General features: G+C 59.6%; 21 protein-coding genes. 12 read left to right on the top strand and 9 right to left on the bottom strand.

The features are described from left to right. From phnL to F3H58_RS15190, 11 genes are all read left to right on the top strand, one after another. Complete coding sequence (phnL, locus tag F3H58_RS15240) at positions 1–708, top strand: phosphonate C-P lyase system protein PhnL (protein WP_149742767.1); 708 nt, start codon at positions 1–3, stop codon at positions 706–708. After that, positions 705–1,322 carry a transferase hexapeptide repeat family protein gene (locus tag F3H58_RS15235; RefSeq protein ID WP_149742766.1) on the top strand — a complete coding sequence of 206 codons (618 nt, stop codon included), beginning with the start codon at positions 705–707 and terminating at the stop codon, positions 1,320–1,322. The genes phnL and F3H58_RS15235 overlap by 4 nt, the downstream gene beginning before the upstream one ends. Positions 1,323–1,556: 234 nt before the next feature. Continuing rightward, complete coding sequence (gene phnC, locus F3H58_RS15230; RefSeq protein ID WP_003524414.1) at positions 1,557–2,417, top strand: phosphonate ABC transporter ATP-binding protein; 861 nt, start codon at positions 1,557–1,559, stop codon at positions 2,415–2,417. Between the two features lie 85 nt (positions 2,418–2,502). Next, positions 2,503–3,408 (top strand): phosphonate ABC transporter substrate-binding protein, encoded by a 906-nt coding sequence (gene phnD, locus F3H58_RS15225; protein WP_080852847.1) that lies wholly within the window; start codon positions 2,503–2,505, stop codon positions 3,406–3,408. A gap of 70 nt (positions 3,409–3,478) precedes the next feature. Then, positions 3,479–4,465, top strand: a complete 987-nt coding sequence (gene phnE / locus F3H58_RS15220) for a phosphonate ABC transporter, permease protein PhnE (protein WP_125145114.1) — start codon at positions 3,479–3,481, stop codon at positions 4,463–4,465. Then, positions 4,465–5,814 carry a phosphonate ABC transporter, permease protein PhnE gene (gene phnE / locus F3H58_RS15215; protein ID WP_149742765.1) on the top strand — a complete coding sequence of 450 codons (1,350 nt, stop codon included), beginning with the start codon at positions 4,465–4,467 and terminating at the stop codon, positions 5,812–5,814. Before phnE (F3H58_RS15220) ends, phnE (F3H58_RS15215) begins: the two co-directional genes overlap by 1 nt. A gap of 271 nt (positions 5,815–6,085) precedes the next feature. Further along, positions 6,086–6,784 (top strand): DUF1045 domain-containing protein, encoded by a 699-nt coding sequence (locus F3H58_RS15210; protein ID WP_188128933.1) that lies wholly within the window; start codon positions 6,086–6,088, stop codon positions 6,782–6,784. After that, the gene (locus F3H58_RS15205) at positions 6,781–7,917 is read left to right on the top strand and encodes an alpha-D-ribose 1-methylphosphonate 5-triphosphate diphosphatase (protein ID WP_149742763.1); all 1,137 of its coding nucleotides are present in this window, start codon (positions 6,781–6,783) and stop codon (positions 7,915–7,917) included. Before F3H58_RS15210 ends, F3H58_RS15205 begins: the two co-directional genes overlap by 4 nt. Next, complete coding sequence (gene phnN / locus F3H58_RS15200; protein ID WP_161987727.1) at positions 7,914–8,513, top strand: phosphonate metabolism protein/1,5-bisphosphokinase (PRPP-forming) PhnN; 600 nt, start codon at positions 7,914–7,916, stop codon at positions 8,511–8,513. The genes F3H58_RS15205 and phnN overlap by 4 nt, the downstream gene beginning before the upstream one ends. A gap of 87 nt (positions 8,514–8,600) precedes the next feature. After that, positions 8,601–9,641: an AraC family transcriptional regulator gene (locus F3H58_RS15195; protein ID WP_080852850.1), complete on the top strand. Its 1,041-nt coding sequence runs from the start codon at positions 8,601–8,603 to the stop codon at positions 9,639–9,641. A gap of 464 nt (positions 9,642–10,105) precedes the next feature. Next, positions 10,106–10,351: a helix-turn-helix domain-containing protein gene (locus F3H58_RS15190; RefSeq protein WP_149742762.1), complete on the top strand. Its 246-nt coding sequence runs from the start codon at positions 10,106–10,108 to the stop codon at positions 10,349–10,351. Between the two features lie 220 nt (positions 10,352–10,571). Here the strand turns inward: F3H58_RS15190 and F3H58_RS15185 are convergent, their stop codons facing one another. The 8 genes from F3H58_RS15185 to F3H58_RS15150 form a co-directional block, all read right to left on the bottom strand. After that, positions 10,572–11,561 (bottom strand): Ldh family oxidoreductase, encoded by a 990-nt coding sequence (locus tag F3H58_RS15185; RefSeq protein ID WP_149742761.1) that lies wholly within the window; start codon positions 11,559–11,561, stop codon positions 10,572–10,574. A gap of 150 nt (positions 11,562–11,711) precedes the next feature. Beyond that, the gene (locus F3H58_RS15180) at positions 11,712–12,638 is read right to left on the bottom strand and encodes an energy transducer TonB family protein (protein ID WP_149742760.1); all 927 of its coding nucleotides are present in this window, start codon (positions 12,636–12,638) and stop codon (positions 11,712–11,714) included. Further along, the gene (exbD, locus tag F3H58_RS15175; RefSeq protein ID WP_149742759.1) at positions 12,635–13,111 is read right to left on the bottom strand and encodes a TonB system transport protein ExbD; all 477 of its coding nucleotides are present in this window, start codon (positions 13,109–13,111) and stop codon (positions 12,635–12,637) included. Before exbD ends, F3H58_RS15180 begins: the two co-directional genes overlap by 4 nt. A gap of 6 nt (positions 13,112–13,117) precedes the next feature. Beyond that, positions 13,118–14,335 carry a tonB-system energizer ExbB gene (exbB, locus tag F3H58_RS15170; RefSeq protein ID WP_188128932.1) on the bottom strand — a complete coding sequence of 406 codons (1,218 nt, stop codon included), beginning with the start codon at positions 14,333–14,335 and terminating at the stop codon, positions 13,118–13,120. A 193-nt stretch (positions 14,336–14,528) separates the two neighbouring features. After that, positions 14,529–15,266, bottom strand: a complete 738-nt coding sequence (gene hutC, locus F3H58_RS15165) for a histidine utilization transcriptional repressor HutC (RefSeq protein ID WP_149742758.1) — start codon at positions 15,264–15,266, stop codon at positions 14,529–14,531. A gap of 34 nt (positions 15,267–15,300) precedes the next feature. Then, positions 15,301–16,086, bottom strand: a complete 786-nt coding sequence (locus F3H58_RS15160) for an ABC transporter ATP-binding protein (RefSeq protein WP_149742757.1) — start codon at positions 16,084–16,086, stop codon at positions 15,301–15,303. Then, positions 16,086–16,859 carry an ABC transporter permease gene (locus F3H58_RS15155; protein ID WP_059759013.1) on the bottom strand — a complete coding sequence of 258 codons (774 nt, stop codon included), beginning with the start codon at positions 16,857–16,859 and terminating at the stop codon, positions 16,086–16,088. Before F3H58_RS15155 ends, F3H58_RS15160 begins: the two co-directional genes overlap by 1 nt. A 138-nt stretch (positions 16,860–16,997) precedes the next feature. After that, on the bottom strand, positions 16,998–17,939 hold the full coding sequence (locus F3H58_RS15150) for an ABC transporter substrate-binding protein (RefSeq protein WP_149742756.1): 942 nt from the start codon (positions 17,937–17,939) through the stop codon (positions 16,998–17,000). 206 nt (positions 17,940–18,145) lie between these two features. On the opposite strand from F3H58_RS15150, the gene F3H58_RS15145 reads away from it, so the two are divergent. Continuing rightward, positions 18,146–18,856 (top strand): YoaK family protein, encoded by a 711-nt coding sequence (locus F3H58_RS15145; RefSeq protein ID WP_149742755.1) that lies wholly within the window; start codon positions 18,146–18,148, stop codon positions 18,854–18,856. Between the two features lie 12 nt (positions 18,857–18,868). On the opposite strand, the gene F3H58_RS15140 is transcribed toward F3H58_RS15145, so the two are convergent. Then, a complete protein-coding gene (locus F3H58_RS15140) occupies positions 18,869–19,387 on the bottom strand; it encodes a hypothetical protein (protein ID WP_149742754.1) in 519 nt (172 codons plus the stop codon). Positions 19,388–19,419 lie beyond the last annotated feature (32 nt).

Genomic DNA, 19,419 nt, shown 5'->3' with positions numbered 1-19,419 from the left:
ATGCCGACGCCTCTTATCGTTTCGGAAGTCTTCAAAAGCTTCACCATGCATCTTCGCGACGGTATCGAATTGCCCGTTGTGCGCGATGTCAATTTCTCCGTTTGCGGCGGCGAATGTGTCGTGCTCGGCGGCCCGTCCGGCATCGGCAAAAGCTCGATCCTGAAAATGCTCTATGGCAACTATGCCATCGACAGCGGGCAGATTCTCGTCCGTCATGAGGGCCAGGTCGTCGATATCGGCAACGCCTCCCCGCGCACGATCCTCGATATCCGTCACCGCACCATCGGTTATGTCAGCCAGTTCCTGCGCACCGTGCCGCGTGTCGCTGCCATAGATGTCGTCGCAGAACCGCTTCTGGCGCGCAAGGTTACCGCCGATGAAGCCCGCGAACATGCAGCCATGCTGCTTTCGAAACTCAACCTGCCACGGGAACTATGGTCGCTTCCGCCGGCGACCTTTTCGGGCGGCGAGCAGCAGCGTGTGAATATCGCGCGCGGTTTCATCACCGACCATGCGATCCTGCTTCTGGACGAGCCGACAGCCTCGCTGGACGCCCTTAACCGGCGTGTCGTCGTCGATATGATCGTCGAGAAAAAACAGAAGGGCACGGCACTGCTCGGCATTTTCCATGACGAGGAGGTGCGGGAAGCCGTCGCCGACCGCATTCTGGACGTCTCACAGTTTTCTCCCAGAAAGGCAGCGGCATGAGCGTCAAGGTCGGCCTGGAACCCGTCATCCATGAGACCGCCCGTGTCAGCAATTCCTCGATTGGCCGCTATACCGAAATTTCGGAACGCTGCCGCATCGAGGAAGTCGAGATGGGCGACTACTCCTATGTCATGCAGGATGGTGCGATCTGGTGCGCCACCATCGGCAAATTCGTCAACATCGCCGCTTCCGTCCGCATCAACGCCACCAATCACCCGATGCAACGGGCGACGCTGCATCACTTCACCTATCGTGCCCACAGCTATTGGGACGATGCGGAGGATGAGACGGACTTCTTCGCCGCGCGCCGCGCCAAGCGCGTGATCATCGGCCATGATGTGTGGATCGGCCATGGTGCGACGATCCTGCCCGGCGTCACGGTCGGAAATGGCGCGGTGATCGGGGCGGGTGCAGTCGTCTCAAAAGATGTCGCGCCCTATACCATCGTCGGCGGCGTGCCCGCCCGGCTGATCCGGGAGCGCTTCCCGGCGGAACTGGGCCGGCAAATGGATAATCTGAAGTGGTGGGACTGGGACCACGCGACATTGCGCGTCGCTCTCGACGATTTCCGTAATCTGGACGCCGAGGATTTCGTCGCGAAATATGGCGGATGAAATCTCCCTCTGCCGAACACCTGCAAATCCCGGGGCACCCCCGGGATTTTTGTTTATGCGATCACAAAAGACACGCGGATTTGAACGGTCCAAGATTCCTCCCGAAAGCTTTGTCGGCAAACAGGCGGACGCGAGATCCTTGAAATCTGTAATATTTTATTCATCAAACTGACATCCACACTTCACGCACCGCTGTTACGCCGAACCCCGTCAAAAAGAAGATTGGACGGGGAAATGAGCTTTCACCTGAAGCAAGTCACGCGCCGTTTCGGCAACCACACTGCGGTCGATTCCGTGAATGTCGAAATTCCGCAGGGCCAGATGGTCGGCGTGATCGGACGCTCGGGTGCGGGAAAATCGACGCTGCTGCGCATGATCAACCGCCTCGTCGATCCGTCCTCGGGTTCCATCCATTTCAACGACACGGAAGTTTCGGCGCTGAAGGGCGCGGCGCTTCGTAGCTGGCAGCGCGACTGCGCCATGATTTTCCAGCAGTTCAATCTGGTGCCGCGTCTCGATGTGCTCACCAATGTCATGCTCGGCCGCCTCAATCATCGCTCGACGGCGCTCAGCCTGTTCAATATCTTCACCAATGACGAGCGCCTGATGGCCATCGCCGCCCTGGAAAGGCTTGGCATCGAACATGTGGCCATGCAGGCGGCCGGCACGCTTTCCGGCGGTCAGCAGCAGCGCGTCGCCATCGCCCGCGCCCTGATGCAGTCTCCGAAGATGGTTCTGGCCGACGAGCCTATCGCTTCCCTCGACCCGCTGAACGCCAAGATCGTGATGGACGCGCTGCGCGACATCAATGAACGCGAGGGCATTACCGTTATTACCAACCTGCATACGCTGGATACGGCACGCAATTATTGCGAACGCATCATCGGCATGTCTCAGGGCCGCGTCGTCTTCGATGGAACGCCGGCGGAGCTGACGGCTGCGGCCGTCACGGAGATTTACGGAACCGATTCTCAAGGCTCGGGCATCGACGAGACCATGACCTCGACCAGCATCAATATTCCCGGCGCGCAGCTTCCCGCGCGTCCGGTGCAGCAATCTGCCGGCCCCGAACCGCTCGCTCTCGCCGGGCTCTGAGGAACCGCTCAGCATCGTTTGCGCCCGCGTCAAGGGCCGATACTTCACAACAAACTCCGGCTCGCCGGGAAACAGGAGAAAGTCCATGTTGAAGAAAGTCCTTCTTTCGGCAGTCGCGCTTGGCGTTCTGGCCGGTTCCGCCATGGCTCAGGACGTCAAGGTTCTGCGCATCGGTCTCGACGGCTCCGAAAACGAAGCCGACCAGATCCGCAACACCAAGTGCGTTGCCGATGGCCTCAAGGCCGCGACCGGCGTTGCCGAAGTTCAGGTTTTCCCGTCGCCGGACTATAACGGCGTCATCCAGGGCCTTCTCGGCGGCACCATCGACATCGCTTCCATGGGCGCGTCCTCCTACGCCAAGATCGCTCTTGCCGATCCGAAGGCCGTCGACCCGATCCTCACAACGGCCGGTGCTGATGGTTCGACCGGTTATTACACGATCATGGTTGCCCGCAAGGACAGCGGTATCAAGACGCTGAAGGATGCCAAGGGTAAGAAGATCGGTTTTGCCGACCCTGACTCCACCTCCGGCTTCCTCGTTCCGAACGTGGCTATCCCGAAGGAAACCGGTGTTCCGGTCAAGGAATACTTCTCCGAAACCGGCTTCGGCGGCGGCCATGAGAACCTCGTTCTCGCCGTTCTCGACAAGAAGTTCGACGTCGGCACCACCTTCGGTTCGGGCGTCGGCAAGTGGGAAGAAGGCTACACCGCCGGCAACCTCTACCAGATGGTCAAGAAGGGCAACCTCGACATGGACGATATCGTCGAAGTCTGGAAGTCGCCGCTGATCCCGAACGGCCCGCTGATGGTCACCAACAAGCTCGGCGACGCGATGAAGCAGAAGGTCGAAGACTTCTTCATGGAACTGCCGAAGAAGGACCTCGCCTGCTTCCAGGGTTTCACCCAGGGCAAGAACACCGCCTACATCAAGGTCGATCCGTCCTTCTACCAGACGATCATCGACGCACGTAAGTCCGTTATCGGCGGCTGATCCTGCGATCATACCCGGAAGCGGCGGTGCCTTGCGGCGCCGCCGCTTTTGCCAATAAAGGAAAAGCGGCATGGCGACCACACTGCATCATGGCACCCTCTCCCCCAAGGGATTGAGCGCATCGTCCCAGACGGTGATGCGTCATTATCAACAGCAGCTTGCGACAAGACGGATCTATACCGTTATTTCGCTTGTGATCTTCCTCGTCATCCTCGCCGCTTCCCTGAATTTTGCCAACGCGGCCAATTCTGGTAAATTCTTCGAGCGCCTGCCCTATTTCTTCGACTTCATGAAAACCTTCGTGCCGGACAGCCCGCTTGAAATTTTCCGGGCGATGTTCGACCTGCCGTCGCCCTATGCGGACGGTTCGCTGAAATATAATTACGTCGCGGATCGTGTTTACATCACTGACAGCTTCTACATCCCGCATTTCATCTATCAGCTGATCATCACGCTCAACATCGCGCTGGTTTCGACAATCATCGGCACCAGTTTTGCCTTCGTGCTGTGCTTTTTTGCCTCCACCAATCTCGTGGGTGCCGGGATCGTGCGCTGGGTCGTGCGCCGGGTCATGGAAGTGCTGCGCGCTTTTCCCGAAATCGTCGTCGCCGGGCTGTTGACCGCCATTCTATCCATCGGCCCTATCGCCGCGATCATCGCGATTTCTGTCCACACGATCGGTGCTTTGGGCAAGCTGTTCTTCGAAGTGGTGGAAAATGCCGACATGAAGCCGGATGAAGGCCTGCGCGCCGCTGGCGCCAACTGGCTGGAACGAGTGCGCTTCGCCATCGTGCCGCAGGTTCTGCCCAATTTCGTCTCTTACGCGCTGCTGCGCGCCGAAATCAACGTGCGCGCCTCCACCATCATCGGTGCCGTGGGCGGCGGCGGTATCGGCGAGGTCTTCCGCCTGTCGATCGGTAACGATCATGCGTCGAAGACCTATGCCATCATCATCCTTCTGCTGATTACCATCATCGCCGTCGACCAGTTTTCCGGCTGGCTGCGCCGCAGGCTGATCGGCCATCAATCCTTCGAATTCGGACGGGGAGCGGCCTGATGTCGTCCAGCTTCATTCTCAACACCGCCGACCGCGAGAGGCTGACGGCCGCGCATCCGCACGTGTTCAATCGCGGTTTCATGCAGCGATATGGTCTGCTCGTCGGCCTTCTCGCCGTCACCGTCTATCTGATCGGCTGCTTTTTCTTCTTCAATGTCGGCCCGGCCTTCATGCAGGGCCGGTGGGATCGTGCCTCGAGCTATATTCAGGACTGGTATTCCTGGCGTGCCCAGCCGCGCCTGCGTTTCGAAGACGGCAAGGTGGAGCCGCAATGGTCCAGCCGCGGGCAATATCCGGTCGATGCAAAGATCGACTGGCTGCAGCCCCTGTCGGGTGGCGGCTACAGCGTCGTTTATGCGGGCATGGAAAACCGCCTCGACGTGACCCCGACCCGCGTGGATGTCTATGTCGACGGCAAGAATTATCCCGTCATCATCAACGGAGAACAGGCCCGGGCATCCGACGATGTGCCGCAGGAAATCCAGCAGGACGGCAACAAGGTTCTCGTGCATTTTGGTTTTGCCGGTCAGGCGGAAATCCGCACCAGCCAGGTCTATGTCCAGCGTCGTTTCCTCGGATGGGCGAATTTCCTGTTCGACACCAAATCGGAATTCTGGGGCAAGGGCTATGGCGAACTCGCCGCTCTCGCGCTGTGGGGAGAAAGGCTGGATCCCGAGCGCTCCAATATCGGCCACATTGTGGATGATTTCCTCGACAACAGCGTCTGGCAACATGCCGATATTCTTTCGAAGCTGATGCAGACGCTGGTCATGGCCTTTGTGGGCACCCTGTTCGGCACGCTCGTCGCCCTGCCGCTCGCCTTCATCGCCGCGCGCAACATCACCGCCAACAAGGCTGCGAACTGGGGCATGAAGCGGCTATTCGACTTCCTGCGTTCCATCGACATGCTGATCTGGGCGCTGTTCTTCACCCGCAGCTTCGGGCCCGGACCGATCCCCGGCATTGCCGCGATCTTCTTCACCGATACCGGAGCGCTCGGCAAGGTCTATGCCGAGGCGCTGGAAAATGTCGACGACAAGCAGCGCGAGGGTGTCAAATCGGTCGGCGCTTCCCCGATTGCGGTCAACCGCTTCGGTGTGCTGCCGCAGGTCCTGCCGGTCTTCATTTCGCAGTCACTCTATTTCTGGGAAAGCAACACCCGCTCCGCCACCATCATCGGCGCGGTGGGCGCTGGCGGCATCGGTCTGAAACTGCTGGAGGCGATGGGCACCAATGCCGACTGGGACAAGGTCGCCTATATGGTCCTGCTTATTCTCTTCGTCGTTTTCCTGTTCGACCACATCTCCAATTCGCTGCGTTCACGCCTGATCGGCAAAACACAACACTAGGTCTGAAGGGATGGAATGACGAACCTCGTAACGATGTTCGTCATCTCCGCCAGACACCCGCGCAGTCCCGATTTATGCCGGTCGTATCCCTTCATCATCTCCGCCTGTGTCTTCAGCAGATTAGGAAGCTTGCCGCATTTCCAATGCGCTTTTCTCCCTCGGCATCATCATTCTGTCACGGAAACCAATTACCTCGCACTCCTGACCTTGCGGGAAGCTGGCGAGTCACGCCAAATAGCTTCTCATCCCTGGTCTCCCATGACACTGAAGAGTGCTTGCCGTGCGCTATGCCATCTATTTTTCTCCGGCTAAAGATCACCCGCTGACGGAGGCGGCGTCACGCTGGCTTGGCCGCAACGCATTTTCCGGCACGCTGCATGACGACCACGACGACTATGCCGAGATGACGGAGGAGCCGCGCCGTTACGGTTTCCACGCGACCCTGAAGGCTCCTTTCGAGCTTGCCGAAAAATACAGCGAAGCGGAGCTGCTCACGGCCTTCGAAGATTTCGCGGCCAGCCAGTCCACTTTCGAAATTCCGCGCGTGGTCGTCGGTGCACTCGGGCCCTTTTTTGCACTGGTCCCGGACCGCACCTATCAGCCGCTGCAGGATTTTGCCGCCGAGATCGTCGATCATTTCGACCGGTTTCGCGCGCCCCTGTCGGAGACCGATATTGCCCGCCGGCGGCCACAGATGTTGACGGAGAGCCAGCGGCAAAATCTGTCGCTCTGGGGTTATCCGCATGTCATGGATGATTTCCGTTTTCATATGACGCTGACCGGCCGCATCGACGAGAGCGAGCAGCCCGCCATGCACAAGGTGCTTTCGGCGCGGTTTTCCGAATTCACCGATCGACCCCTCAGCATTTCCGGCCTCGCCTTGTTCATCGAAGAAACGCGCGGCGCGCCCTTTACCGTTCATAGCTGGCACCCCCTTGGCCAGCCACCAAAGAAAGATGCGAACCCATGACCGAGCACGCCCTTTCCAATGCCCGTATCGTTCTGGAAGACGATATTATTCTGGGCTCCGTCCTGATCCGCGACGGCAAGATCGACGATATCAGCGAAGGTGCCTCCAAAACCGGCGAAGACCTGGAAGGTGATTATTTGATCCCGGGTCTGGTGGAACTGCATACCGACCATCTTGAGCAGCATTATTCGCCGCGCCCCGGCGTGATCTGGGACAAGATCGCCGCCATTCAGGCCCATGACGCCCAGGTGGCCGCCTCCGGCATCACCACGGTATTCGACTGCCTCCGGCTTGGTTCGGATGAGGACGGCGGCTTCAAGAAGGGTGAAATGCGCGAAATGGCTGACGCCATCGAGGCCGCGGCGGATCAGAACCGCCTTCGTTCGGATCACCTGCTGCATCTGCGCTGTGAAGTCGCCTCCTCGGATGTGCTGGACCATTTCGAAGACTTCGAAACCGATCCGCGCGTGCGGCTGATTTCCCTGATGGACCACTCCCCGGGGCAGCGCCAGTTCCAGTCGATGGATCAATATATCTTCTATTACCAGAAGAAGCGTGGGCTGAGCGACGAGGCTTTCGCCGAGTTCGTGCGGCGCCGGCAGGCGGCGTCGGCGGAATATTCCGCCAAGCACCGCGATTATCTGGCCGCCCGCTGCGCCGAGCGCGGCATCACCGTCGCAAGCCATGACGACGCCACCGAAGCGCATGTCGGCGAGGCTATCGGCCACGGCGTGAAACTGGCGGAATTCCCCACCAGCGTAGAGGCCGCAAAAGCCTCGCACAGCGCCGGCATGAGCGTGCTGATGGGTGCGCCGAACATCGTTCGCGGCAAGTCCCACTCCGGCAACATCGCCGCCCGCGACCTCGCCGAGATCGGCGTGCTGGATGTTCTTTCTTCCGACTATGTGCCCTTCAGCCTGCTCTTCGCGCCATTCCTGCTCGCCGATCAGGTAGAAGCCATCAGCCTGCCGGAGGCACTGCGCATGGTCACCGCCACACCGGCGCGCACCGTCGGCCTTCTCGATCGCGGTCGTATCGCGACGGGATTGCGGGCCGATCTGGTCCGGGTTCACCGCGAGGATGGTGTGCCGGTCGCCCGTTCCGTCTGGCGTCAGGGCAAGCGCGTGGCATGACCGATGATGGGCAGGATAGCCGGCGCGCGGCATCGCCCGGCACGATGATCGTGATTGTCGGCCCGAGCGGGGCCGGCAAGGACACGCTGATGGACTATGCCGCAGCGCGATTGTGCGGACGGCCGGGCTTTCACTTCACCCGCCGCGTCATTACCCGCAGCGGCGATGCGGGGGGTGAAAACCACGATGCCGTTTCGATGCACGAGTTCAACCGGCTGGAAGATGAGGGCGCCTTCGCGGTGTCCTGGCAGGCGCATGGGCTGAAATATGGCATCCCGGCCGCGGTCTATCGTCACCTCAATGCGGGAGACGTGGTCATTGCCAACGGTTCGCGTTCCGCCCTGCCGCATTTCGGCACCGCCTTTTCCCGTCTCAAGGTCGTGAACATCGTCGCTCGGCCGGAGGTTTTGGCAATGCGCCTGGAGCAGCGCGGGCGGGAAAGCCGGGACGATATTCTCCGGCGGCTGGAACGCAGTTCGTTGACAGTCGCTGGAGACTTCGACGTCACGACCGTCGATAATAGCGGCGCTATCGAAGATGCCGGCCAAGCCATCATGCAGGTGCTGGAGCAAAGCGCAGACATCGGTCGCACTTAATATCCCGAAGCAGGGCTGCTCGACAAATGCTCTCTCAAGGCTTACCATCAGGCGACAATTTCCAAACATGGTACGCCAAGGCGAGGGATGCCCGAGAAAAGGGTCAGCGACGAGATAAGTGTGGTGGCCGGTCTGGCTGCCGGCGTCAGCAATTATGCCCGGTCACGGGGCATCGATATCGCACCGATCTGCAAGGCTCTGGACATTGATCCAGCCATATTCAGCAGCCTGACGGAACGCATAAGCCTCGATAGATTTTCCCGGCTGCTCGAAACCTGTGCACTGATTTCCGGCGACGACGCCTTCGGTCTGCAATGCGCCTCCACCTTTCCAGCGGGTGCATCCGGCGCGTTCGGATATGGGCTGATCAGCGCACCGACGGTAAGGGCGTTCCTGCGTTTTCTTCAGGACCATGTCTACTACGCGACCAATAACAGCAATTTCACCATGGTAACGGATGCCACGCAGGTAACCCTGTCATGGTCCTTCGCGCCGGTTATCGCCAAGCGCGATCAATATGTGGATTTGTCGCTCGCCGTCCTGGTACAACGTCTCCGTGATATTCTCGGGGATCGTATCAACCAGATCGAGATCGGTCTGGAGCGGCCGAAACCGAATAATATTCAGCTATTTAAAGAAAGAATGACCAGGCGCGTCAGTTTTTCCCAGCCGATCCATACCATGCGTCTGCCGGTATCGCTTCTCGATGTCGTCAATCCGAATGCGGATGAGCGGCTGTTCGAGCTGATGAACCTGCAATGCCGTATGTTGCGACCGGAAACATCGGCAGACGCGACCCATTTCATTGACCAGGTGAAGCGGTATATGCAGATGCGGCTCTCGGATGCCGAGCTTTCGCTCGGCGAGATCGCTCCCTATTTCAACCTGTCGGAACGGAGTTTTCAACGGCGGCTCGCAGAGCTCGGCACCAATCTCAACGAGATAAAGGATGCCATTCGCAAAAATGCCGGTTTCAAACTCCTCGTGGAAAGCGATCTTCCGGTATCCGACATCAGTTACAGGCTTGGCTATTCGACACCCGGTGCGTTTTCGCGTTCTGTCTCCCGCTGGTTCGGGGCGACACCGACCGACATTCGCAAGAAACACGCGCATCATTCCGCCGGATGATACAGGTTGACGGCATCAATATTTCGAAATGATGTATTAAATTTGAGAAATATGTCGGCGCTCATCGCGTTGTGTGCCGAAACATAACAATAAAACGAAAAACTTGGCGCGAGATGTTATTCTCTCGGTGAGGCACATCGCCTATTAGAGCGCCGCATATCCTTCGGGTGTGACGAAAACATTCCAGAGCTTTGAAGCTGCATTTCACGCCAGATCGATTGTGGTCTCTGGCGATATCGGTGTTGCAGTTCCCTTCAGTGCACGGAATAGAGCGTCCGCGTCAGGATCGGCTGGCTGCGAGAGCGGCCCTTTATTGCATAATTACCAATGCCCGATGAAACCTATTGGCGAAATTAGCGTTTCTGTTCGCGTATAGACAGAGCGGTAAACGAGCTGGTTTCGGGGAATGAATCATTGCCTGATCGTGCCCCGGGAAGGCCAATCTCTTTTAAGGCTGAAAGAAAATGTCTTCAAACACGCCGCATGAACATCGCCAGACGCGTGAAATCATCCTTTCGGAGCGTGAGCGGCATTATCTGGGGCTGGTCGCGCGGGGCAAGCATCCGTCCCACGTCGCCCTGATAACCGGCGCGGACGAAGCGGACGTGAAGGATACTCTTGAAAGGGTACGCCACAGATTGGGCGCCACCAATCTGCTGAATGCCGTCAGCATCGCCCTGCTGCGCGGCTTGATCGAGCAGGGCGCATAATCGCCCACCTGATCATCCAAGCTTACGCGAAACGTCCCCTCCCGTAAGCTGAAAACCGAATGAGCGGCTTTCTGCGTCAAAATCCTTCCATATCAATGGCGGGATGGCGGACCAAAGCGGGCTGGACATGACGTCCGGCCCTATCGACGCAAATGCAAAGCATGCCATTTACGGTTTGCCCGGCGGGTCATAGTCGACCCGCCGGGTTTTTATTGTCGCATCAGAGCGATTTAATTTCGGCCAGAATATCGCTTTCGATCACGATGCCGCTTTCCAGCGCCTGCTTGCGAATCCCCTGGCTGCGGCGGCCGGGCAGACGCACATTTTCCTGCTTTTCTATCTCGCCGGCTATGAGCCCCAGCCGCTCGGTAAAAGCCGTACCGCCTGACGATACCGGGTCTATGGCGATGATCGTGTGGCCGAGAGAGGGTGGTGCTCCCTTGTCGTCGAGAAGGGAAGATGCCTCGAATGCGAAGTTTCCGCCGGTAATCGCAGCGGCCATGATCTCCACCATCAATGCCAGCGCAGCGCCCTTGGCCTCGCCTGCGGGCACCATGGTTCCCTCAATGGCCTCTTCCGGATCGGTCGTAGGCCGGCCGTTTCGGTCGAGCGCCCAATCGCCGGGGATGGTTTCACCCTTCTGGCGGGCCGCCATGATCTTTCCGCGCGCGACCTTGGAGAGCGCAAGATCGATGACCAGCGGATCGGCGCCGCCGACGGGGGTGGCGAAGGCAATTGGATTGGTTCCATAAAGCGGTTTGCTGCCGCCCCAGGGCGCCATTGACGCCGGTGCGTTGGCGAACATGAGCGCGACAAAACCCATTTCGGCGAGGCGCTCGACGGTCAGCGCCATGACACCCGCATGATGGGAGCGGTGGATCGCCGCAAGCGCAATGCCCTGCTGCCGCACAATGTCCGGCAATTCCTCAAGGGCGCAATCGATCGCCGGATAGGCATAGCCGTGATTGGCGTCGACCGAGAGCAAGCCCGGCTTCACGCGGGTCGTCACCGGACGCGCCTTGCCATCGACCTTTCCAACCCGCACCTGCCGCACATAAACGGGGATGCGGCGAAAACCGTGACCACCCTGGCCGGCCGCCTCGGAGGCGACGAGCGCCTTTGCCACCGAACGGGCGTTTTGCGGCAGAACGCCGTTGCGCTCAAAGATAGAGGATACGAGATCCTCCGCCTCTGCGATTGAGAATTTCATGATTTTCGTGATTCCTGTTGGCTTGCATGCGATGGGACGGATTGGTCCTACTTTGCGGTATACGGTCGCTGCAAATCAACATGGAAAATAAATCGGGCATCCCATCCTCTCCAGAGCCGGGATGCCCTTATGCGGTCAGACTGCTTCACCCTACTTGAAAAGAATCGGCAGGGTAAAACTCGTATTTGCGCCTGGCGGCGGAGGCGAGACGGACGCTCTTTGTATGACGGCCAGAAGCTTCTGATCCATCGCCGAGTCACCGGTGGATGAAATAATCCTCGCACCGCCGACGGAACCACCGCTGTCTATCTTGAATGAAACCGTAATGGTCATCCCCGATTTTCCAGCCGAACGCACCAGTCGCCGCTGCATCGCCGAGCGCACTTTCGCACCCCAATCGGCATTTGACATGGACGAGGACGAGAAGGAGCCGGCATTGCTGCGCGATGCCGCCGTCCGGTCGGACTGCTGGGCTTCTGCCTTCGCCGTCTCGCGCAGTTCCGATGCCTGCTGCGGTTTGGGACGCTGCCGCTCGACCTTCTTTTTCTCTTCCGGCTCTTTCTTTTCCACCTTCTTTTCGACGGGCGGCGGCGGAGGACGCATGGCGGGCAGAGGGACCTCGACATTTTCGAGTTCCGCCATCATCTGCTCCTGAACGGGATCGACCGGCTCCACGGGTTCGGGAATTTCCTGCGGTTCGACGATCTCCTCGACCGGCGGTTCAGGCGGCTGCACCGGCTCTGGCGGCGGCGGCGTTTCCGCAACCGGCTCCGGTGGCGGCGGCTCTTCCGGGGCAGCTTCCTCCACCGGTTCGCTGCTGTCGCTCTTCACCTCTTCGGCGTCCTCGACATCCTGCGCGGGCGTCGTTTCTTCAGTCTTGACGGCTTCCGGTATCGCCGCCATTTCGATCATGATCGCAGCAGGAGGCGGTCCGCCGGCTTCCTGCTCCTCGGGCTCCTGCATCAGATAATAGGCAAAACCGGCGTGAACGCCCAGCATGAGCAGCGCCGCGACGGACCACAGCGTCACTTCCCCTAAACGGGAATGCCGGGCCTGCGGGTAGCCGTTTTCAGTCATGGCGCGGTTCCCGGCGCTGCGGGTTGGCCAACGGCGGCGGGCTGCGATGCGGCAGCCGCGTTTTCCAGTCCTACGAGGGCGATCTTCAGATAACCGGCATCTCTCAGCAGGTTCATGATTTCCATGAAGTGGCCGTAATCGACCGCCTTGTCGGCCCGCAGGAAGATGCGCGTATCCTTCTTGCCGCCCGTCTGCCGGTCGATGGCGGCGGCCAGCGCTTCGCGGGCAACCGCATCATTGCCGAGATTGAGCGAGAGATCGTCCTTGACCGTCAGGTAAAGCGGCTCCTCCGGGCGTTCCGCCGGCTTTGCGGTGGAGGCGGGCAGATCGACATTCACATCTACGGTGGCGAGCGGTGCCGCCACCATGAAGATGATGAGCAGAACCAGCATCACGTCGATGAAGGGCGTGACATTGATCTCGTGGTTTTCGGAGAGATCGTCTCCGCTATTTTCGCGAATACCGCCAGCCATAGCCGATCACCGTCCAACCAGCGATACTGCGGGCTTGCTGGTGCTGCCCGGGGGGATACGGCGGAAATCGAGATCGCGGCTAACGAGGCGTTCGACGCCGGCTGCGGCATCCGCCAGCAGATGGCGGTACCCGGTGATGGAGCGGGCGAAGACGTTGTAGATCACCACGGCCGGAATGGCGGCGACAAGGCCGATGGCGGTGGCGAGCAGTGCCTCGGCAATGCCCGGCGCGACGACGGCAAGATTGGTCGTCTGCGATTCCGAAATGCTGATGAAGGAGTTCATGATGCCCCAGACGGTGCCGAACAGACCGACGAAGGGAGCAGTGGAACCGATCGTCGCCAGAACACCAGTCCCGCGCGACATGCGGCGGCCCGCATGGGTTTCGATACGCGACAGTGCCGAAGAGACACGCTCCTTGATACCGCCGCCATCCGTATGTTCGACCACCGCATCGGAAAGCTGCATTTCGTGGGTTGCCATGCGCAGCATCAGTGCTGCCGGTCCGCCCTTCTTTTCGACGGCCTCGGTGGCCTCGGTCAGGGTTTTCGCCCTGCGAATGACCTTGAGCGTCGAGCCGGCGCGCACCCGCGCACCTGCAAGCTCGATAGACTTCGCGACCCAGACCGTCCACGTGACCAGCGATGCGAAGGCAAGACCGATCATGACACCCTTCACGACCCAGTCGGCCGCCATGAACATGCCCCAGGGAGAAAGGTTGTGCGGGATATCCGCACGATGTTCGGCGCTCGCGGGCTCGGTGCTGGCAGGCTCTATCGGCGTCGCGGCTTCATTCGGGGCGGTCGTCTGGCCTGTCTGTGCGGGTTGCTCGGTCTGCGTCGGCTGCGGCGCCAGGCCTTCGGCGCCCGGTGCAGTGTTCGTCGCGGGCTGAGCAGGCGCAGGCTGGGCCGATGCCGGCTGAGTTGACTGAGGCTGCGAGGGGGCGGTGGCGGCCGGCTGTTCCGGTGCAGTTGCGGAAGGCTGGACGGGCGCGGCGGCCGGAGCGCCCGGCGTTGCAGGAGCCGCCGGCTGTGCTGGCTGAACCGCTTCCGTTTGCGGGGCCGGCTGTATCTGGGTCTCCGGTGCCGTCTGAGCGAAAACCGCGCCGGCACTCAAGCCAGCACTCAGGCCGGCCAGCAAGGTGACAGTCATGGCAAGGGAGAGATGCCTTGTCGTGTTTGCCTTGTTGAAGGATGCGGAAGAAGTTGAGGTCTCAGCTGACATAATTTTTATCCCGGATTTCCGTCGATGAACTCATCCGCAGATTGACCGGCTCCTGAAAACCGGGGTCATGAACGGATACCGTCGTGAAAGCTTGACGTTCCGATAATAAACCTGAGTTCTTTTGACAACTATTATATTGTCAAAAGACCACCCGTAAACTCTTCTTTACAAAAAATTGACCGATCGACGGCCTTCAGCCGTTTTGCGAGGGCGAAAACTGCGCAATGAGAGCATGACGGTCACCGGGATAGGTGACACGGACGCGGGTGATATAATCCGCCCCATGCCAGGTCCGCCGATCGATGACCAGACAGGCAGCGCCAGAAGCAATGCCGAGCGCGGCTGCATTTTTACGGTCGGCGGAAACGGCGCTGATACGATGCTCGGCCGCACTCCAGGGCACCATTTTCAGCAGCCATGTCCCCGGCCCGATCTGTGAAAAATCCGCGGCTTCCGCCTCCGGAACGGCGGTGACATTGACGATGCGCTCTTCAAGGCAAAAGGGAACGCCGCCGGCGAAATGCGTGCAGGTGAGTTCCAGGACCGGGGCGTCGGCGGCAAGCGCCATGGCCGCGCCGTCTTCTTCCCCCGCAGGGCGCAGCCGTCGTTTGTCGATACGGTAACCGTAGACCAGACCCAGCGCCTGCACCTCCCGCTCGATATCGTGGATTTCCAGAACGGCGGATTGCGCATGGGGCTGGCGAACGAAGGTGCCGAGACGGCGGCGTCTTTCGATGAGTCCGCGCTGCACCAGTTCGCTGAGAGCCTTGTTCACCGTCATGCGTGAACAGGCATATTGCCGGGTCATCTCGTGTTCGAAGGGAATACGATAACCCGGCGGCCATTCGCCCGACATGATTTGGCGCTCGACATCATTGCGAATGCGCTCGTGCAGCGATTTTTCCTGAAGATCGGCGCCTGTGCTCCTCATCCCGATGCTTTTATCCTCCCCTTTGCCGGATCAACTATCCATGGGCAGCGGCGGCAATCGCCTCGCTGCGGATTTCCTCCGTAAGCTTGGCGCGCAGCTCAGAAAATTCCGGGCTGGCCTTGACGGTGTAGTGACGCGGATGCGGCAGGTCGACCGGCGTGATCGACTTGATGCGGCCCGGCCTTGCGGACATGGTCACCACACGCGACGCCATGAAGACCGCCTCCTCGATGTCATGGGTGACAAAAATGACCGTCTTCTGCTCACGCTCCCAGATGCCGAGCAGCAACTCCTGCATAAGCCCGCGTGTCTGATTGTCGAGGGCGCCGAAAGGCTCGTCGAGCAGCAGGATTTTCGGGCCGTTCGCCAGGGCACGGGCGATGGCCGTTCTCTGCTGCATGCCGCCGGACAATTGTTTCGGCCAATGGCTTTCGAAGCCGCGCAGGCCGACCTTGTCGATATAGCTATCGACAATCTCCCATTTTTCCTTCTCGGCAACGCCGCGTTCGCGCAGGCCGAAGGCGACGTTTTCGCGGATCGTCAGCCAGGGAAACAGCGTATAGGACTGGAACACCATGCCGCGATCCGCCCCCGGCCCCGTCACTGCTTTGCCGGACAGCAGCACTTCGCCCGTCGTTGGGTGGTCGAGACCGGCGATGATGCGCAGCAAGGTCGATTTTCCGCATCCCGACGGGCCGAGGATGGTGACGAAATCATTGCGGAGGATTTCCAGATCGGTGGGCTGGAGGGCCAGCGTCGGCTGCCCGCCCTGCACACCCGGAAAAGTGCGGCTGACGCCCTTGATGACGAGTTCGCTCATCAGGCAAGCCTCCAGGCGAAAAGCTTCCGGTTCAGCGATTTGAACGCGAAGTCCGAAATAAGACCGATAATGCCGATGACGATGATGCCGAAGATGATCTGCCCGGTCGCCATCAGCGCCTGGCTGTTGATAATCATATAGCCGATGCCCGAGGAGGCGCCGATCAGTTCCGCAACGATGACATAGGTCCAGGCCCAGCCGAGAACGAGACGGAGGATTTCCGCAATATCGGGCGCATTGGCGGGAATGAGAACACGGCGAACAACGCCCCGGTCCTTCGCACCAAGCGTATAGGCGGCCTCCACCAGATCCCGTCTTGTGCCGGCGACAGCCACGGCCACCATCAGGATGATCTGGAACACAGCGCCGATGAAGATCACCAGCAGCTTCTGCATCTCGCCGATGCCGGCCCAGAGAATGAGGAGCGGCACGAAGGCGGAAGCAGGCAGATAGCGCGCGAAGGAGACGAAAGGCTCAAGCAGCGCCTCGATGGGCTTATAGGCCCCCATGGCGATGCCGACCGGCACGGCAATGAGCGATGCCAGCACGAAACCGCCGACCACGCGCCAGATCGTCATGCCGATATCGCTGGCAAAACCCTGATCGGTCAGCAGATAGATGCCGTCCTTCAGCATGGTGATGGGGTCGGCCAGAAAGGTCGGCGAAACGAAGCCGCCCAGCGTGGCAAAGCCCCAGGCGGAAAAAAACAGCACGAAGAACAGGATGCCGAGAGCAATTCTCGTGCTGTTCCTTATCGGTTGAAGAGGTTGCATCTGTCCCCTGTCCGGAAAACCGGCGCGGCACCTTCGCCGCGCCATCGGAACGCCGTGCGCGTTTCGCGACGCACAATCGACGCACTCACCTGTCTTTGGCTGCAATATTCCCTGCAGGGAATGCGGCCGCCTTTTCTGTTACTTGATGAAGGACGTATCCGCGAGGGTCGAAAGATCGGGTTTCGACTTTATCACGCCGATTTCCAGCAGCAGGTCCGCCGATTTTTCCGAGAATGTCTTGAATTCACCCTCGAAAAACTTCTGGTTGGCGGCCTTGTCCTGCCATTCGAGGAACTTTGCCGAAGCGGCAAAGGCCTCGCCGGTCTGCTTCACATCCGCGCCCATCGTCGCATAGGACTTTTCGGGATCGGCCTTGATGAGCTCGAGCGCCTGGAAATAGCTGTCCGCCAGTGCTTTCGCCGCCTGCGGATTGGCCTCCAGGAAATCCGGGGTGCAACCGAACGTATCCATGACGGCGGGATAATCCAGCGTCGTGGCGAGGATTTTGCCCTTGTCGGGGGCGGCGCGGACAGTGGACAGATAGGGCTCATAGGTCATGGCCGCATCATTTTGACCGGCAACGAATGCCTGCGCGGCCGGTCCCGGCTCGAGGTTGACGACCTTGACGTCCTTCAGGGTGAGGCCGTTTTCCTTGAGGATCCAGGCAAGGAAGAAATAAGGGGAGGTGCCCGGCGCGGAAGCGGCAACCGTCTTGCCTTTCAGGTCCGCGACCTTGGCAACACCGCTGCGCACCGCAATGCCATCGGCGCCATGCGACTTATCCATCTGGAAAATCTGGGTGGATTTCACGCCATTGGCATTCCACGCGATCCATGTTTCCACCGTGGTGGCGGCGCACTGGATGTCACCGGAAGCAAGGGCCAGATGGCGGCTCGCCTGCGGGATTTTCTTAATATCGACTTTCAGACCGTTCTTTTCGAAAATGCCGGCCTGTTTGGCGAGCGTCAGCGGCGCAAAACCGGTCCAACCGGACATGCCAATCGTCACCGACGTCTCGGCATAGGCGGAAGCGGATGAAAAGAGCGCCGCGACTGTGGCGAGTACCCATGTTTTCTTCATGATCTGAACCCCTTTTGATTTATTTTTGTGCGATGCTGTTTATCGCTTTATTTGAGGCATGGTAGGCAGGGATTTTATATTTGTCTAGACAAAATAGAAGCCTCCGAAGGCCTCCAGAAAGATTGCAAATACACCATCCGGCATTCTAGACATAGGATAACACGGCCCCGCGCGCAGGCCGCCGTTTTTCCATATCGAGCTTTTCCATGACCAGACAAAGACGTCGCAGTATCATCAGAGCAAGGCGAACCGGAACCGGAATTGCGCTGGTTGCCGCCATTTCCTTCATCGCGGGCATGACGGATGCGGTGGGCCTGCATATTTCAGGTGACTTCGTGTCCTTTATGACCGGCAACACCACGCGCGCCGCAGTCTCGATAGAGGCTGGCCTCTATTCCCATGCCGCGAAACTGCTTTTCGCGATCGTTGCCTTCGTGGCGGGCAATGCCGGCGGCATCGTGGTGGCGCATAAGTTCGACCGGCGCATCTTCGCCGTTCTGATGGCGGTGGGATTGCTGGTAACAATTGCCGCGCTGCTCGGCGGCGAGACTTCCGCTCTTGCGCAATTTTATCTCGTCGTTTTCGCCATGGGCATGGTCAACGCCGCCGTTGAGCACATTGAGGGACTGCCAATCGGGCTTACCTATGTGACCGGCGCGCTTTCCCGCTTCGGCCGCGGCATCGGTCGTTTTCTTCTCGGCGAACGGAGCCTCGACTGGGGCATTCAGATCGTGCCATGGCTTGGAATGATATGCGGCGCGATCTGCGGCGCCGTTCTTGCCGCCACCCTGCAATCGAATGCCCTCTGGGTGGTTGCGGCCACGGTTTTCGCCGTCGCCATCGCCACCTTCATCATCCCGCGCTCGCTTCGCCAGCGCTACAATCAAAGGGTCAAAATCCGGCGGATTACGCCCTGAAAATCGTGGCCGTCACTTTCGCGAGATGGTGACGAATTTCGTGCCGCGCACCCGCACCGTCATCAGGCAGGGTTCCTTGTCGGTGCGCTCGCAATAACGCGGATGCATCTTCAGCACGAAAACCATGTTGCCGAAGCGCTTGATGAAATCATAATCGTAAATCCGGGCCGTCGCGATCATCAGATAACCGCCCTCTTTCACCTGGACATAGAAATTATAGGGGCATCCCTCGTCGTCGCAGCTGCGGCCCTTTTCGCCATCACAATCAAGAACACCGTGATTGACGACGGCGTCCATCAGCCCGTCATTGTTGATATCCAGCCGGGTGACGAAATCGTCGCCGAAGGCCGCCGCCTTGCACTCATTGCGGAAATGGTCCTTCTCGTAGATCTCGGGGTCGTTCACCAGCTGCTGCTGCGCCGAGAGCGCCACCGGAAACATCAAGAGAACCAGCGCCTGAAGAGCGGCAACGAGAGCGATTCGCACGGCATTTTCCTTTGCATCCGTTTCGGTTATGGATGTTGCGATCATCCGGGCGGCCAGCCTAGAGTTTAGTGCTTGCG

It is taken from the genome of Rhizobium sp. NFACC06-2, from assembly GCF_900101425.1.
Taxonomy (GTDB): domain Bacteria; phylum Pseudomonadota; class Alphaproteobacteria; order Rhizobiales; family Rhizobiaceae; genus Agrobacterium; species Agrobacterium leguminum.
Note: the sequence above shows the minus strand (reverse complement) of the source record. Positions and strands in the feature narration are given on the sequence as shown.

Coding starts and splice junctions, on each gene's coding strand:
- F3H58_RS15205 (WP_149742763.1), top strand. CDS start 6,781: ATGACCGAGCACGCCCTTTCCAATGCCCGTATCGTTCTGGAAGACGAT.
- phnE (WP_149742765.1), top strand. CDS start 4,465: ATGTCGTCCAGCTTCATTCTCAACACCGCCGACCGCGAGAGGCTGACG.
- F3H58_RS15195 (WP_080852850.1), top strand. CDS start 8,601: ATGCCCGAGAAAAGGGTCAGCGACGAGATAAGTGTGGTGGCCGGTCTG.
- F3H58_RS15180 (WP_149742760.1), bottom strand. CDS start 12,638: ATGACTGAAAACGGCTACCCGCAGGCCCGGCATTCCCGTTTAGGGGAA.
- F3H58_RS15140 (WP_149742754.1), bottom strand. CDS start 19,387: ATGATCGCAACATCCATAACCGAAACGGATGCAAAGGAAAATGCCGTG.
- F3H58_RS15235 (WP_149742766.1), top strand. CDS start 705: ATGAGCGTCAAGGTCGGCCTGGAACCCGTCATCCATGAGACCGCCCGT.
- hutC (WP_149742758.1), bottom strand. CDS start 15,266: ATGAGGAGCACAGGCGCCGATCTTCAGGAAAAATCGCTGCACGAGCGC.
- F3H58_RS15190 (WP_149742762.1), top strand. CDS start 10,106: ATGTCTTCAAACACGCCGCATGAACATCGCCAGACGCGTGAAATCATC.
- F3H58_RS15150 (WP_149742756.1), bottom strand. CDS start 17,939: ATGAAGAAAACATGGGTACTCGCCACAGTCGCGGCGCTCTTTTCATCC.
- F3H58_RS15185 (WP_149742761.1), bottom strand. CDS start 11,561: ATGAAATTCTCAATCGCAGAGGCGGAGGATCTCGTATCCTCTATCTTT.
- F3H58_RS15155 (WP_059759013.1), bottom strand. CDS start 16,859: ATGCAACCTCTTCAACCGATAAGGAACAGCACGAGAATTGCTCTCGGC.
- phnD (WP_080852847.1), top strand. CDS start 2,503: ATGTTGAAGAAAGTCCTTCTTTCGGCAGTCGCGCTTGGCGTTCTGGCC.
- exbD (WP_149742759.1), bottom strand. CDS start 13,111: ATGGCTGGCGGTATTCGCGAAAATAGCGGAGACGATCTCTCCGAAAAC.
- exbB (WP_188128932.1), bottom strand. CDS start 14,335: ATGTCAGCTGAGACCTCAACTTCTTCCGCATCCTTCAACAAGGCAAAC.
- phnC (WP_003524414.1), top strand. CDS start 1,557: ATGAGCTTTCACCTGAAGCAAGTCACGCGCCGTTTCGGCAACCACACT.
- phnN (WP_161987727.1), top strand. CDS start 7,914: ATGACCGATGATGGGCAGGATAGCCGGCGCGCGGCATCGCCCGGCACG.
- phnE (WP_125145114.1), top strand. CDS start 3,479: ATGGCGACCACACTGCATCATGGCACCCTCTCCCCCAAGGGATTGAGC.
- F3H58_RS15160 (WP_149742757.1), bottom strand. CDS start 16,086: ATGAGCGAACTCGTCATCAAGGGCGTCAGCCGCACTTTTCCGGGTGTG.
- F3H58_RS15145 (WP_149742755.1), top strand. CDS start 18,146: ATGACCAGACAAAGACGTCGCAGTATCATCAGAGCAAGGCGAACCGGA.
- phnL (WP_149742767.1), top strand. CDS start 1: ATGCCGACGCCTCTTATCGTTTCGGAAGTCTTCAAAAGCTTCACCATG.